We start from the raw sequence: 14436 nt of genomic DNA, 5'->3' as shown, positions 1-14436 counted from the left end.
TGCAGATGACAGAACCGTTAAGCGGGCATGACGGCCCCTATGATGCGCCGGTCGAGATTCGGGGCTTTGAAGTGCTGCCCGAATGGATCGACTATAACGGCCATATGAATGTGGGCTACTACGGCGTTGCGTTCGACATGGCGCTCGAGCGGTTGATGGTGGATCATCTGGGCTTGGGTGAGGTGCAGGTCAACGCGCTGGGGCAGGGACCCTATGTGCTGCAATCGCAGATGTCCTTCCTGCAAGAGGTGCTCGAGGGGCAGCCTCTGACATTTCGTATCCGCATGTTGGATGCCGATCACAAGCGCGGGCATTATTTTGCCGAAATGCTGTCAGACACAGGAGAGGTTTGCGCCACGCAAGAGGCGTTGTTCATGAATGTCAGCCACACCACCGGTCGGTCTGAGGCGTATCCAGAGTGGGCCGCCGCCCGGTTGGCCCAAATGGTGCGCGACCACGCGGTGCTTACGCCTGCGCCGCAGGTCGGTCAGCCGATTGGTATCCGCCGTCAGTAGTCGCGTTGAAAGAACATGCCGATCCCTGTCTCACCCTGTCCGTCGACAGTGCCGCGCACGGTGAAGTTATCCGTCACGTCCAGGTTCAGGTTCACCTCGGTGTCACCTTCGGTGTTCACGGTGAAATCGGTATAGAGGTTGTCGCTCAGATACGCGCCTGCGCCCAGGCGTCCAGCGCCGCCCTCGGTGGCGCCGATATCAACTGTATCAACTCCGGTGCTGTCGCGCAGGCCTTTGGTCGCGTCCCCGCCCGCCCCGCTGAGCTGCGCCAATGACGCGGCCATCTGGGCGATGACAAAGGGCGACAATTCCGAGAACCGGTTGCCGAACAGCAGGATCGCCAACGCCTCTTCTGCAGGGCGCTCGGGGTCTGAGAATACATTGACCTCGGGCGCATCCAGCGGGCCTGCGATCTCGATTGTCGCGGTGCCCTCTGATGTGCTGGTCGAGGATGCGAACTCGATATAGGGCGTCAGGTCGCCTTGCAGGGTTACGACCCCCTTGGTCAGGGCCAGACGGCGGCCAAGGATGTCCAAGTTACCTCGGATCAGCTCGATCTGACCGGATGGGACCACGGAACTGGTTGTCCCGCCAATGAACAAACGCCCACCCAGCTCTGCATTTACGCCGCGACCGCGCACGAACACCGCCTTCGGAGCCAGCAGTGAAACATCAAGCGCGATGCGCGAGTCGCTTTGGGTGGCCTCCTCGTCCACGATCAAACCAGCGCGTTCCCGCGTCAGGTAGCTGGCCGGGCTTTCCCCGACATGTTCGATATTCGGGATCGGCGCGGCACCTACGGCGCCGGACGCCGCAGCAAGATTGATATTGGTTTCACCGAAATTGATCTGGCCTGAAACGGCACTGTTGGCAGCCAGAGCGCCGGTCAGCGCGATCTGACCGTTCAGCGATGTTTCGAATAAGAGCTGATCTGTCAGCACCAGATTGTTCAGCGTCGTCGTCACATTGGCGTTGAAGGGCGGGGTCAGGTCAATCGGTCCGGACACGTTGAAACTGCCACCCGAGCGCGGGCCGCCGGTTATCGCAATGGTTGCTCGGCTTTGCGCTAATGTTACCGTTCCGTCGATCCCGGTGAAGGTCTGTCCTGCGGTTGGCAGCGCCAGCGAGGTGCCGTTGGTGGTGATTGTCCCGCTCAGCGCATCCAGCGCGGGCTTGCCCTTGAGCGCCACGTCAAACTGGGCCGTGCCGTCGATCTTGTTGGGCGAGATGAACAGGTTCGCGATGCCGATATTGACACCGCCCACGGCCTTCAAATCGGCTTCGCCCGAGGTTTCATCGAACGTACCCGACAAAGTGCTGTTAATTTGTGCCGGACCTTCGGTGTTGGAATCGATGGTCCAGACCCCGTTCTGCCGCTTTGCCGTGCCGCTTGTGGCGACTGAGCCAGGGAACTCTGGCAGGAACCGCTCGATCCGGTTGAGCTTGGCGTCAAAGTCAAAATCCGCCGAACCGTCCGCGTCTACCGACCCGATCAATGACGCGTAGGAGCTGTCGGGACCACTCAGGGTTGTCGTGCCTTCGACGCCATCCGCGGTGGGTGCGACATTGCCGGTCAATGTTAGCGGCCCTGACAGGATGTTCGTGATCCGCGCTAGGTCATCCAGCTGAACCGAATAATTCAGCCCGCCCGACTGACGCGCCACCTTGCCCGACGCATCGGCCGAGATTGCGGTGCCCTTCAGGCGAAAGGTTCTGACATCCAAGCCTTCGTCGCTGTTTTGGGCGTCCACAGACAGGGTCGTGCGGCCCTGAATTAGGCGGTCCACAAGGTCCATTCCAATCTGGATATTGTCGGCATCCACATCACCTTGCACATCAAAAGCGCGGCTCGATAGGTCGCCGCTGCCCGTCAAATTGGCGTTGACAGCACCGGTCAGTTCCCGATCCGCAATGCCCGAGAAAAGCGACAGGTCGGGCACGACCAACTGCACCGTCCCTTCACCCGAAGGCGCGTCCGTTGGGTTGTTGACCGTCGCCTGTACCTGCGCACGCAGCGCTGTGCCGTTCACGGTTGCTTTGCGAATTTCAATCTTGTCGAGCGAACGCGCGCCATCCCACAGAATCGTGGTTTGCCCGGTCAGCAACGGATCGTAATCGGCCAAGCCGGTCTGTAGATCGCGCGCGACGATGTTGAGCGTACCGTCGAATTCTTGTGTTTGCGCGGTGCCCTGGCCCGCGAACTCGGCCCGGACAGAGCCGCCCAGATCATGTTGGGCCAACCCGGAAAAGACCGACAGATCCGGGGCGTTGACTTTTGCCTGCCCGTCAATTGTCAGATTTCCATCTGGTGTCGTGACGTTGCCACTGGCCTCGACCTGCGCGGCGGAACTGTCCAGAGCGAAGGTACGCACCGTGATGCCGTCCGCCCCCCGCTGACCGTCCAGCGTGACGGTGGTGTTGCCGGTGATAATCGGGTCGATATCCTCGCGCCCAGTCGACAGGTCGGCCCCCTCAACGGTCAGTTTGCCGTCAAAGCTGCCATCAAGCGGGGATCCTTTGCCCTCGACCCGCGCCGTGATCTGACCGCCCAGTTCCATCTGCGCCAGATCGGAAAAGCGCGACAGGTCGGTTGCGTTCAACTCGGCCGAGCCATCGATGCTGAGCCCGCTGTTCAGGCCGTTGACCAGCGCATCCAGCGCCAGATCATAGTCCGAGCCGATCAGCTCGAACCCGGACAGGTTCAAGGACTGATCGCTGCCATAGTCGAACTGTCCGTCCAATATGATCCGCTGCCCCAAAGCGGCGTTCAGGGCGGGATCGTTCAGGTCAATGCCGGAAACACTGGCCTGAAGATCGCCGCTGACCGCAAAGCCCTCGTCCTGATCCAGAACGCCCTGAGCGGTAATGCGCGCGTGTTGCAGATTGGCTTGCGGTGCGTTCAGCCCGTTGGCCGTCAGGCTGAGATCCCACAGATTGCCGTTTTTCCGGTCAAACAGCGCCGAAATCTGTGCCGCTTTGATCGACGTATCCCCACCTGCGACGGGTAGGGTCACGGATTGCCCGTCGGGCGGGGTGATCCGCCCTTGCAGGGCCGCCAGTTGCAAGGCGCTGCCTTCGCCCAGTTGCAATTCCCCTTTCAGGCTCAGGGCCTGCGTCGTCAGTTCAAGGTCCGAGACCTCCAGAGCGCCGTCGGGTTTGGTTTGCCCGTCTACAAACAGGCGGGTCTCGGGGCCAAAGAACGAGTCAATCTCGGCGGTCAGAAACGGGGTCAGGTCGCCGTTGAGGTCGGTGGTGAAGGCGATACCCTGATCGGCTTCAGCCGCGCGCAGGCGTACCTGGCCCGAAACGCGTTGCTGGTTATCGCTGCTCAACCCGATATCGGCCGTAAAATCCGTCAGCGGGCCTGATCCCTTGGCCGTCAACCCAATCGGCGGGCTGTCGGGGATTTTCAGCGCTGTCGATATGAGCCCGCCCGACGCCTCGATCACCTGCAAATCCAGTGTGATCTGGCCCGAGTCGTTCTGGAACCCAGCGGTCAGCTTGATCTCATCCCCGGCGCGATCCAGCCGGGTGATGTCCAGATTTGTGTCCATCGTTCCGTCGGCCAGAGACAGATTTCCAGTGACAGACAGATCGGCCGCCACACCGATTAGAGGCTCGCCCAAGGCCAGCTCATCCACCCGAATCTCGCCGATCTCAATGGAAACCGGCAATTCAGGAAGTTGAAAGGGCTGTGTCTCAGCCGAAGCGGCGGGTTCCTGCGTTGTCGTCGCCCCCGGCGCGCGGGCGATGTCGATTTCCTGCGCCGTCAGCGCATTGACCGAGAACCGTCCCCGGATCAGGGCCAGTCGGTTCCAATCAAGCTGGGCGTCCTTGATGGTCAGCCAGACGCCTTCATCATCGGCGACAGTGATTTCCTCAATCGTGGCACGGGCGCTGAGCGCGCCTTGCAGGCCCTTGACCGTTACGTTCTGATTGTCGCCCGACAATGTGTCCTGCAAGAAGGTCTCGAGCATACTGCCGCCGCCGTCTTCCTGCGCGAATACCGGCGGTGCGATTGCGATCAGAGTGGCACTGACAATCGTATATGAAGTGCGTCGTATCAAAATGCCTGTCCGATCCCGATATAGAATTGCAGACCATTGCCCGTGTCACCCTGAACCGGCACAGCCAGATCAAGCCGCAACGGGCCAAAGCCGCCCAAATCGTACCTGACCCCCAGACCAGCCCCCGAATGGGAATTCGCCGTGCTGGTCACAAAAGCCGTCGTATCGACCGCCCCGTAGTCATAAAACCCAACCAACGAGATAGTATCAGTGATTTTACCACGAACTTCGCCCGAAAGCCCCAAAAACGACTTGCCGCCTGCGACCTCATCTCCGACGGGGATACCAAGGCTTTCAAAGGGCTGCCCGCGAACAGTGCCTGCACCGCCAGAATAGAACAGGAAGTCCGGGGTCACACCGTCCAGCGAGGGGCCGATGACTGAGCCGATTTGCACCCGACCCGCCAGAACGATGCGCCCGTCGGTTCCAAGGCTGGTATAGCTGCGCGCATCCGCGAAGAAGCGGGCACCTGTTTCCGTGCCTGACAGTCCAACAAATGGCATAGCCTGCGCATCCAGATAGAACCCGCGCGTGGCGCTGACCTTGCTGTCGCGTTCATCCCACTCGGCGCGGAACGGAAGGATGAAATACCTGAATTTGCGTCCGTCGCCGAAGGCATCGTCCGCGTTTGACAACTGAAACCCTGCCGAAGCCTCGGCATAAAGCCGGTCCGAGAAGGTCCGGCGTGCACCATATGCCAGCGAGGTGATTGACACACTGTAGTTGTCCGTATTGCGGCGGTCGATCAGGGCATTCCAGAAGGTGCTGTCATCGGGGCCAAGCCGGTCTGGCTGGTCCAGTCGCAAGCCGATCCGGCCATCCAAGTCCTCGGACCCGCCGATGTTGCGCAATGCAGCTTCAAAACGCAGACGCTCGGCGCGTTTGAACACGTTGCGGTGTGTCCAGGTGGCGGTCAGGTCGATCCCATCGCGCGAGGCTATTTCGAAACCCAGCGTCAGGCGGCGCTTGGGCAGGTCTTCGAAATAGACGTCGAAATCCAACGTGCCGTCGGGGTTCGGGTTTTCACGCTCTTCGATGGCGACCACATTGAACGTTCCGGTCCTGCGCAACCGGGTGCCGACCTTCTGGATTTCTTCGGGCGAATAGACCTGACCCGAGGGGAAACCCGCTATCTTTTCGATCGAAGAGTGTTTGACGTCAGAATCACCCAGAATGAACATCTCGCCAAATCTCAGGCGCGGGCCGGGATCGACGTCGATCTCTGCGTCCAGCCGGGCCTGTGGGTGGCGCGCGATCACCTTTTGCCCGGCGACATCGGCCTTGGCATGACCCACGTTGCGCCAGCCCTGAACACCGGCCGAGGCCGCGCGCTGGATGGCCCCGGTCGAGGCTGGTTTGCCAATCGCAAAATCCTCGGGCAAGACGGTTTCCGGTGCAATCGGTCGCAAGGTCGCCTCGCCAAAACGGTAGGAAGGGCCCGTTGCCACGGTAATCACCGCGCGGTCTATCTTGGCCGGGACGCTGAGCGAGCTGAGCTCTGCTGCTTCCTGACCATCTAGCTTGATGCTGACTTCCGGGCTGAAATATCCCTCATCATACATGATCTGGACGATAGTCCGATAATCCGACAGTGCGGCGGACAGGATTTCCAGCGGAGTATCCAACCCGCGGGATTCTGCGGTGGTAACCGAAGATGTCTCCTCGATCCGGTCCACCAACTCTTGCGGAGCGCCTGGCGCGACCAGCGAGGTTTCCAGAGCGGACAGTCCGGTCGGCATAGCGGCAGCCATGATGCCCAGTACCAAGGGTTTAGAAAAGCGCAGCCTGCTTCCCTGCATCTGTTGGCTCCAACTGCCCAAAATCGAACGCAATATTGCTGCCTTAAGAAGGGTGACAGCTCTTTCTGAACAGTTAGATCATCAGTCACGGCGTTGGGAAAGAAATTATCGAATATGTACTGGGAATTGCAGGCGGGTGTGGTGGCCAGGACCCTACGCAATGGTGCTGGAGGACCGTATTGAATGGTAGTGGCGCGTTAAATTGGTGATATTTGGCCGCATCGCGGCAGGTCGCGCAAAAGCGCCAAGTGAATTCAATGTGCGGGTGTTCTTCAGCGTCACGTTGATCTGCGACCCGGAGGGTGCTGTAGCTGGTCCGCGATTTTTAGCTTGCAGCCATTAGCTGCGCGACATCCAGCATCCGGGCGGAAAATCCCCATTCATTGTCGTACCAGCCGAATACGCGGATCTGGTGTTCTCCGATTTGACGCGTCTCGGGGCCAGCGATCACCAGAGACTCGGGGCGCGTGCGCAAATCCGATGAGACCAGAGGTTCATCCGTCCAGCCAAGAACCGGCGATTGTGCCACGACCTCTCGCAGCGCTGTTTCGAAAATTTCGGCCGACATACCGCGTTCCAGCGTCACGATCAGATCGACTGCTGACACGCTGGCCGTGGGAATCCGTACCGCCGCGCCCGAGATACGGCCCGCAAGATGGGGCAAAACCTCGTCGATCAGATGCATGGCGCTGGTGGTTGTCGGAACCATCGACAGCGCCCCCGCCCGCGACCGGGTCAGATCACCGCGGGGCGCGTCCACCATGGGCTGGCTGTTGGTATAACAGTGAATGGTGGTCATGTGCCCGGAAACGACGCCGCCGATCCCGTCCAGCACCTTGACCAGAGGCGCTAACCCGTTGGTCGTGCACGAGGCATTCGAAACGATGCGCGCAGACCCAAGCTGATCTTCGTTTGCTCCAAGAACAATCGTAACTTCGGTCGCAGGTGATGGGCCCGAGATCAAGACCTTGCCTGCACCTGCCACCAACCCTTGACCAGCCACATCCGAAGTTCGGGCAACGCCGGTGCAATCCATCAGCACATCCACGCCTGTCAGATCAACGCGCGACAGGTCGGGGCTGTGCGTCACGGGAATCCTGCACCCGTCCACGACCAAATGGGCGTCGTCCTGATCTACCTGTCCCGCATAGGGGCCAAAGGTGCTGTCATATTTGAACAGATAGGCACAGGTCTCCAGCGGTGCGATATCGTTGATCAGCACCAGGTCGATACCATTGTCCTGCGGCATGGCCAGCAGCTGCCGCAGGATCGTGCGGCCAATGCGGCCGAATCCGTTGATCGCAAGTTTCATGCGCAAGCTATGGCAGCGCGTTGCGTTGACCTCAATGCCCGTTTTGTGCCGGGTTCAGTTACAGCTAACTTGGGAAAAGAACTGGCCCGAGATGTTCTGATACATGCTGGATACGATGGGTTTGCACCCGGTGGCCTGCTGGATCGCCGCAATGGCCTGTAGCGTGCGCAGTCGCGGCGGCGGGCCAAATGGATTGAGGTTATTGTTGTCCCGCGTCGCACGATATACGATCGGACCATCCGAGACTTGCGTGATCGCCCAGGTACGGCTGAAGACCGAGACGGACTTGGTCTCTTCCTTGGCGACAACAGGGGTTGCGTTAAAAGCCGTCAAGCCGATGACAGCGGCCAGCGCCAACAGGGATCCACGCAGTACCATTGAACAATCTCCAGTGCTAAAAAACTACGCGTATTTCATCAGATTCAACTCATCCTGTGAAGCCCTGCGCCAAAGAAACCGCTCGGAAACACACTGTTTTTACAGGGTTATGGGCATGCGACGCTACTTGTCCCAGAAGGTCGGGTATCAAAAACGTCCTGAAAAGCTGGAATGTGCGGCTTGCGGGCAGGGAATGTGAGGGTGATGAGCGCGCAAATCTGGACCAGAGCCAAGCAGCGGCTTTGGAATTTGGGTCGTACCTATTGCGAAGGGTTCCGATGCCTTGGGGCGGGGACGGCTGTGTTTGACTGATGGGCGCGGCGGGGGCTTGGACGCATGGTCAGAGCCTGTATAGTGTTGATTGCAAATTCATTTCGAAAAAGAAGAGGCAGCTATGATGGCCCGGATTATTTCAGCTACGGTTTTGGCGGTGGCGTTGACCGCCGGCACGTTGAGCGATGCGAAACCATTGTCGCGGATCATCGCAGAAATGGGGCTGAGCCCTGACGATTTCAAAGTCGTCAATGCGACGGCAGACGCGATGCTTGAATCCGGCAGGCCGCAAGTAGGGGCAGAACAAAGCTGGAGCAATCCCGAAAGTGGGTCCAAAGGCACAATTCGGGTGCAAGGCGTGCGCGACAATTGCGTGCAACTGCAACACTTTATCCAGCCCGACGGCACCGATCAAACGCGTGAGGTGGGCACACAGCGTTGCCGCAGCGCGGACGGCAAGTGGATTTTGACCCCTTGAACCGCCATCAATAGCCGCGTGTGCGGTCTACCTCATGAAGCAGGGGCGATCCTGCATTCAGCCGCCGGTAATTCTCGGCCACATCAGCCAATGCGTCGCCCAAATGCCAACCCGAAACATGCGGGGTGATCGTGACACCGGAATGGGACCAGAGCGGGCTGTTCGACGGAAGCGGCTCGGTGCTTGTCACGTCCAGAACCGCGTGAGCCGGGCGGCCCACATCCAGCGCGTCAATCAGGGCCGCCTCGTCGATCAGGTCCCCGCGTCCAGCATTCAACAGCTGGCTACCCGGTTTCATAGTCCCCAGCATGTCGGCATCAAACAGGCCCTTGGTTTCAGGGGTCGAGGGCAAGATCGCGCAGACATGATCACATTGCCCCAGCAGTTCGGGTAGAGCATCATCGCCGTGAAGGCAGGTTACGCCGCCAATTTCTTTAGGCGAGCGGCTCCACCCCAAAACTTGAAAGCCGATTGCGCGCAGCATCAGGGCGCTGCGTGACCCGATATGCCCCAGCCCCAGTACGCCGACCGTGGTATCGGGCGAATAGCCGGGCTCTTTTGGCAGCCATTCGGCTCGGGTCTGGGCGGCTTCGTAAAAAGGCATGTGGCGCTGGTGGCGTAGAACATAGGCCACGAACCACTCGGCAATGCCTTGCGCGGGCGCATCCGGTTTCAACCTTGCGATGCGGACGTGGTCTGGCAGATTTGGGTTGCCCACAATCGTTTCAACCCCTGCACCAAGCTTTTGCACCAGTTTAAGGTTGGGCAATTCTTTTAGGCGCGCGTCTCGCAGCCCAGCCACAGCCACCATGGTAATCTGATCCGCATCGCCGATCGTATCGGGCGTCCGCACATCCAGATCAGGGTCCACAGCTCGAATGTCACGGGCGATATCCGCATCACCCATCCAGCCGGTTAACCCGGTTTCGATCAACAGCGCCATATTTGTCTCCACCTACTAATTTGATTGAGTTGACGTTTCGTCACCCAACTGGACATCATGTCGGCAGCTAAGTCATTCTCAGGCCGAAGGTAAAGCCCGTCTGCCGGGTGCAAGGAGGAAGCTCATGAACATGTCATTCACCCTGCGCGAGGAAAACCGCGCTCTGCTGCAACGGGTGGTCGAGATGATCCGTGACGAGGTGATGCCGCTGGAGGCAGAATATCAGGGCGAAATCGCCAAGGGCGACCGCTGGCAATATACCGAAAGACAGGCCGAGATTTTGGAAGGTCTGAAAGCCAAGGCCAAGGCGGCGGGACTGTGGAACTTCTGGCTGACGGATAGCGAGAAGGGGATTGGGCTGACCACGGTCGAATATGCCTTTTTCGCTGAAGAGATGGGCAAGACCCCGTTGGGGGCCGAGGTGTTCAACTGCTCTGCGCCTGATACCGGCAACATGGAGGTGTTCGAACGCTACGGCTCGGAAAAGATGAAAGAGCAGTGGCTGAAGCCTCTGCTGGACGGCCAGATTCGCTCGGCTTATCTGATGACGGAACCAGATGTGGCCTCGTCGGATGCCACGAATGTGTCGATGTCCTGTGTGCGGGACGGGGACGACTATGTTCTGAACGGCGAAAAGTGGTGGTCGTCAGGGGCGGGCGATCCGCGCTGCAAGGTCTATATCGTGATGGTTAAGACCGCAGGCGAGGAACAGCCCAAGCACCAGCGTCAATCGATGATCGTCGTGCCTGCCGACACGCCGGGGATCGAGGTTCTGCGCCCGATGGAAGTTTATGGCCATGACGATGCGCCCCATGGGCATATGCATATCCGGTTCACCAATGTGCGCGTTCCTGCAGAAAACATCCTGCTGGGCGAAGGGCAGGGATTCGAAATCGCGCAGGGCCGTCTGGGGCCGGGACGTATCCACCATTGCATGCGTGCCATCGGTCAGGCCGAAAGTGCGCTGGAACAGATGTGCAAAAGGTCGCTTCAACGCGAGGCATTTGGCAAGAAACTGGCGCAGCTTGGGGCCAATTTCGACATCATCGCCGAATGCCGGATGGAGATCGAGATGGCCCGCCTGCTGTGCCTTAAGGCCGCGTGGTACATGGATCAGGGCGATGCGCGGGCGGCGGCGCCTTGGATTAGCCAGATCAAGGTCGTGGCCCCTCGGGTCGCGTTGAAGGTGATTGACGAGGCGGTCCAGATGTTTGGTGCGCAAGGGATCAGTCAGGATACGCCGTTGGCCACGGCCTGGACCCACGTGCGCACGCTGCGTCTGGCCGATGGGCCGGATGCAGTGCACCGCCGTCAGGTCGCGCGGGCCGAGTTGAAGAAACACACGCAGGAAAAGGTGTGAGCATCGGTATGCAGGCAGAGCTCGACGGGAGCCAACCCGCCTATTTCCACATCAGCCCGGATGGCGCATTTGTGGGCGATGACGCGGCTCGGGGACCTTGGTCCGCCGATCATTGCCATGCAGGTCCCGTCAGCGGCCTGATCGTGCGCGCAGCCGAAACCGAGGTCGGGCCCGAGAAGATGCTGACCCGGCTGTCGGTAGACTTGTTGCGCCCGCTACCGCTGGCCGGACTGCGTGTCGCCGCCGAGACGACCCGCCACACCAAGACACTGGCGACCACGCGGGTCACGGTGCATGATCTTGACGACACGCTCTGCGCGACGGCCACTACCATGCATTTGGTGCGCCGTGATCTTGGCCCCGTTGCGAATGTGACCATGCCCCCGCCGCAGTTGGATGACGCAGTGACCGGGCCGTTTCCGATTGGAGAGACCCGCCACAACCTGCCCGGTTTCGCCAATCACTCCGATATCCTCTACCCCAAAGGCGGCAATCAGGGCCCGGGGCCCAAAACCATCTGGATGCGGACGCCGCCGCTGTTGGCGGACGAAGTGCAATCTCCTATCCAGGCGCTCTGTCCGCTGGCCGATTGCGGCAACGGTATTTCGTGGAACGCGCCGACAACCGAGATGGGCTTCATGAACACTGACCTGACGGTTCAAATCCACCGCGAACCGGTCTCGGACTGGCTGGCGTCAGAGTCGGTCTGCCATTGGCAGCCATCGGGTATCGGCATGTCGCAGTCGGTTTTGTTCGACACCCAAGGCCCCGTGGGCACGGCCCTGCAAACACTGGTTCTGTTTCCTCGGGCCTGAAGGTGGGCCGGTTTCTGCGCGTTGGCTTGAATGTGCATTGTCGCGGCGGGTACAAGGCCCTATCTTCCGATCATGCGTTTGTTGATCTCCTTGTTGACCTGTTGCCTGCCGATCCCGGCATTGGCCCACCCTCATGTTTTCATCGACACGGGGCTGGAGTTTATCGTGGATGACGCGGGCAACCTGACCCATGTGCGCGTCACTTGGGCCTATGATGAGCTGTATTCCCTGTTCGAGCTTGAAGACAGAAAGCTGGATCAAGATGGTGATGGTCTGCTGAGCGAAAGCGAGCAGGCGTTTTTGGCCGGGTTCGACGCCCAATGGCTGGAAGGCTACAACGGTGATCTGGTTCTTTGGTCCGAGGGGCGCATCGTACCTTTGTCGGGTCCGGCAGAGCCCACGGCCACCACCGAAAATGGCCGCATCGTCTCGACCCACCTGAGGGCGGTTGAGGGCGCACCAGTGGCGGCATCGGCGCTTTCAGCCAAAGCGTTCGACGAGACCTACTACACCGCCTACGAAGTGACACGCCCTGTGACGGTCACGGGAAATATATCGTGCAATATCGAAAAGATCGTGCCGGATATTGACGGCCAGCTTGCGCAGATGCGGGCGTTCCTTCTGACATTGGATGCCGATTATGATCTTGAGGAAAACGATATCCCGCTGGTGGGCGAAGACTTCGCGACTGAGATCCGCGTTTCATGTCCAAGTACCTGATTGTCCCTGTCGCCTTGGCTTTGGGCCTGCTGTTGTGGTTCTGGGGCAGCGGAGGGTTTGACAACCTCGCCGCTTGGGCCGCCGGGGAACAGCGGGAATTTCAGAACCAGATCGCCCGATCCCTGCGTGCTGCGCGGGCAGAACAGCCTCAGGCCGTAGCCACTCTGTTGACCGTATGTTTCGCCTATGGGTTTTTTCACGCCATCGGTCCCGGTCACGGCAAGGTGCTGATCGGAGGCTATGGACTGGGCCGCAACGTCGCCTTTTGGCGTTTGTCTGCGATCAGCGTGCTGTCCAGTCTGGGCCAGGCCGTCACGGCTATTGTGCTGGTTTATGCGGGTGTTCTGGTGTTCCAGATGTCGCGGGACAGTCTGGTTGGCACGACCGAGCAGGTCATGGCCCCGGTCAGCTACGGCGCCATCGCTGCAATCGGTCTGTGGCTGGTGTTCCGGGGCCTGCGTAGTTTCGCCCGCCGAAACCGGGCCGAGAAATCTCACGCGCATCATCACCACGATCATCATCACCATGATCATGAGGTCTGTTCCGATTGCGGCCACCGCCACGGCCCCACCGCTGAAGAAGTGGCGCAGATCGGCAATTGGAAAGAGGCGGCATTGCTAATCGCAGGCATCGCGGCGCGCCCCTGTACCGGCGCTTTGTTCGTGCTGATCCTGACGTGGCAGATGGGTATCGCCATGGTGGGTATTGCCGGTGCGTTCGCCATGGCACTGGGCACGGCGACAGTGACAACTCTGGTCGGTTGGACTTCGTTTGGCTTGCGTGGCGGGTTGTTGGCCTCAGCCTCTGCCACCCGTTTCGCGCAGGTGCTGGCCCCCACGATTGAACTGGTGGCAGGGTTGTTGATTGCCGTTATTGCTAGCGGGCTGCTGCTGCGTGCGATCTAGTTGAAGATGGGTTCGGGATAGCCGACCCGCGCCAGATACAGCCCCTGCGGCGGGCATACGGGCCCGCAGGCGGCGCGGTCTTGTGCCTCTAACGCGTCCCGCACATCTTCGGGTGACCAAGCACCGGCGCCCACCCGTTCCAGCGTGCCGACGAAACTGCGGACCTGATTGTGCAGGAAAGACCGCGCGCGGACGTGAAAGTGAATCTCGGGACCAGAGAAACCCTGCACCTGTTCAACCCGCAGCTCATCCAGCGTTTTCACCGGGCTGGCGGCCTGACAAATGGACGACCGGAAGGTGGTGAAATCATGCCGCCCGATCAGCATATCTGCCCCGGCCTGCATCGCCGCCACGTCCAGTTGGTGATTGATCTGCCAAACTTGCCCCGCGTCATGGGTCGCGGGCGCGCGGCGCATCAGTATACGGAACAGATACTGCCGCTCGACCGCTGAGAACCGGGCATGCCAATCGTCCTCGACCCGCGCGGCTTGCACAATCGCAACAGGGTCGGGCTTGAGGTGATAGTTCAGCGCCTCGGACAGGCGAAACGGGTCCCAATCCTTGACCAGATCGCAATGGGCGACCTGTCCCAGCGCGTGAACGCCCGCATCAGTACGACCAGCGGCGGCAATGGTATGCGCGCCGGGTTGAATGCGCGACAAGGCCTGCTCGATCGCCCCCTGAACCGAGGGTTGATCCTTTTGCCGCTGCCATCCGGCAAACGGTTCTCCAAGGTATTCGACTTTCAGCGCGTATCTGGGCATGTGCTGCTGGTAGCGCGCGGTGACGAGACGGGCAAGGGCAGGAAAGCGCTGGTATGTCGCGCACCGGCTACCTATCTTGGGAAAAACGATAAAAGCGGGACGACAAT

The 14436-nt window shown here is 60.1% G+C and carries 12 protein-coding genes; 6 read left to right on the top strand and 6 right to left on the bottom strand.

Translation table 11 applies throughout. The annotated features are described in order from the left end of the window. Nucleotides 1-5 precede the first annotated feature (5 nt). Entirely contained in the window at nt 6-515 is a 510-nt protein-coding gene (locus tag ACR0CA_RS04280; RefSeq protein ID WP_480897527.1) for a thioesterase family protein, read from the top strand. On the opposite strand, the gene ACR0CA_RS04275 is transcribed toward ACR0CA_RS04280, so the two are convergent. The 4 genes from ACR0CA_RS04275 to ACR0CA_RS04260 form a co-directional block, all read right to left on the bottom strand. Then, nucleotides 509-4582, bottom strand: a complete 4074-nt coding sequence (locus ACR0CA_RS04275; RefSeq protein WP_480897526.1) for a translocation/assembly module TamB domain-containing protein — start codon at nt 4580-4582, stop codon at nt 509-511. The genes ACR0CA_RS04280 and ACR0CA_RS04275 overlap by 7 nt on opposite strands. Further along, nucleotides 4579-6381 carry an autotransporter assembly complex protein TamA gene (locus ACR0CA_RS04270; RefSeq protein ID WP_480548940.1) on the bottom strand — a complete coding sequence of 601 codons (1803 nt, stop codon included), beginning with the start codon at nt 6379-6381 and terminating at the stop codon, nt 4579-4581. Before ACR0CA_RS04270 ends, ACR0CA_RS04275 begins: the two co-directional genes overlap by 4 nt. 325 nt (nt 6382-6706) lie before the next feature. Beyond that, complete coding sequence (locus ACR0CA_RS04265; protein ID WP_480897524.1) at nt 6707-7693, bottom strand: type I glyceraldehyde-3-phosphate dehydrogenase; 987 nt, start codon at nt 7691-7693, stop codon at nt 6707-6709. A 54-nt stretch (nt 7694-7747) separates the two neighbouring features. After that, the gene (locus ACR0CA_RS04260) at nt 7748-8071 is read right to left on the bottom strand and encodes a hypothetical protein (protein ID WP_170769937.1); all 324 of its coding nucleotides are present in this window, start codon (nt 8069-8071) and stop codon (nt 7748-7750) included. Between the two features lie 397 nt (nt 8072-8468). Here ACR0CA_RS04260 and ACR0CA_RS04255 point away from each other — a divergent pair, with 397 nt between their 5' ends. Continuing rightward, nucleotides 8469-8822, top strand: coding sequence for a hypothetical protein (locus ACR0CA_RS04255; protein WP_170790503.1), 354 nt, complete (start codon nt 8469-8471; stop codon nt 8820-8822). A 7-nt stretch (nt 8823-8829) separates the two neighbouring features. Here ACR0CA_RS04255 and ACR0CA_RS04250 read toward each other — a convergent pair whose 3' ends face one another. After that, on the bottom strand, nt 8830-9765 hold the full coding sequence (locus ACR0CA_RS04250) for a 2-hydroxyacid dehydrogenase (protein WP_480897523.1): 936 nt from the start codon (nt 9763-9765) through the stop codon (nt 8830-8832). Between the two features lie 124 nt (nt 9766-9889). On the opposite strand from ACR0CA_RS04250, the gene ACR0CA_RS04245 reads away from it, so the two are divergent. The 4 genes from ACR0CA_RS04245 to ACR0CA_RS04230 all read left to right on the top strand — a co-directional run bounded on the left by ACR0CA_RS04245 (nt 9890) and on the right by ACR0CA_RS04230 (nt 13565). Next, the gene (locus ACR0CA_RS04245) at nt 9890-11125 is read left to right on the top strand and encodes an acyl-CoA dehydrogenase family protein (RefSeq protein ID WP_480897522.1); all 1236 of its coding nucleotides are present in this window, start codon (nt 9890-9892) and stop codon (nt 11123-11125) included. Then, a complete protein-coding gene (locus ACR0CA_RS04240) occupies nt 11122-11940 on the top strand; it encodes a thioesterase family protein (RefSeq protein ID WP_480897521.1) in 819 nt (272 codons plus the stop codon). Before ACR0CA_RS04245 ends, ACR0CA_RS04240 begins: the two co-directional genes overlap by 4 nt. A gap of 72 nt (nt 11941-12012) precedes the next feature. After that, nucleotides 12013-12660 (top strand): DUF1007 family protein, encoded by a 648-nt coding sequence (locus ACR0CA_RS04235; RefSeq protein ID WP_170790368.1) that lies wholly within the window; start codon nt 12013-12015, stop codon nt 12658-12660. Beyond that, complete coding sequence (locus tag ACR0CA_RS04230; RefSeq protein WP_480897520.1) at nt 12645-13565, top strand: nickel/cobalt transporter; 921 nt, start codon at nt 12645-12647, stop codon at nt 13563-13565. The genes ACR0CA_RS04235 and ACR0CA_RS04230 overlap by 16 nt, the downstream gene beginning before the upstream one ends. Here the strand turns inward: ACR0CA_RS04230 and truA are convergent. Continuing rightward, nucleotides 13562-14329, bottom strand: coding sequence for a tRNA pseudouridine(38-40) synthase TruA (gene truA / locus ACR0CA_RS04225; protein ID WP_170790370.1), 768 nt, complete (start codon nt 14327-14329; stop codon nt 13562-13564). The genes ACR0CA_RS04230 and truA overlap by 4 nt on opposite strands. Nucleotides 14330-14436: the final 107 nt, after the last annotated feature.

Source organism: Ruegeria sp. F12 (assembly GCF_056533885.1).
The sequence above is the reverse complement of the archived record's forward strand: the minus strand, read 5'-3'. Positions and strand labels throughout refer to the sequence as shown.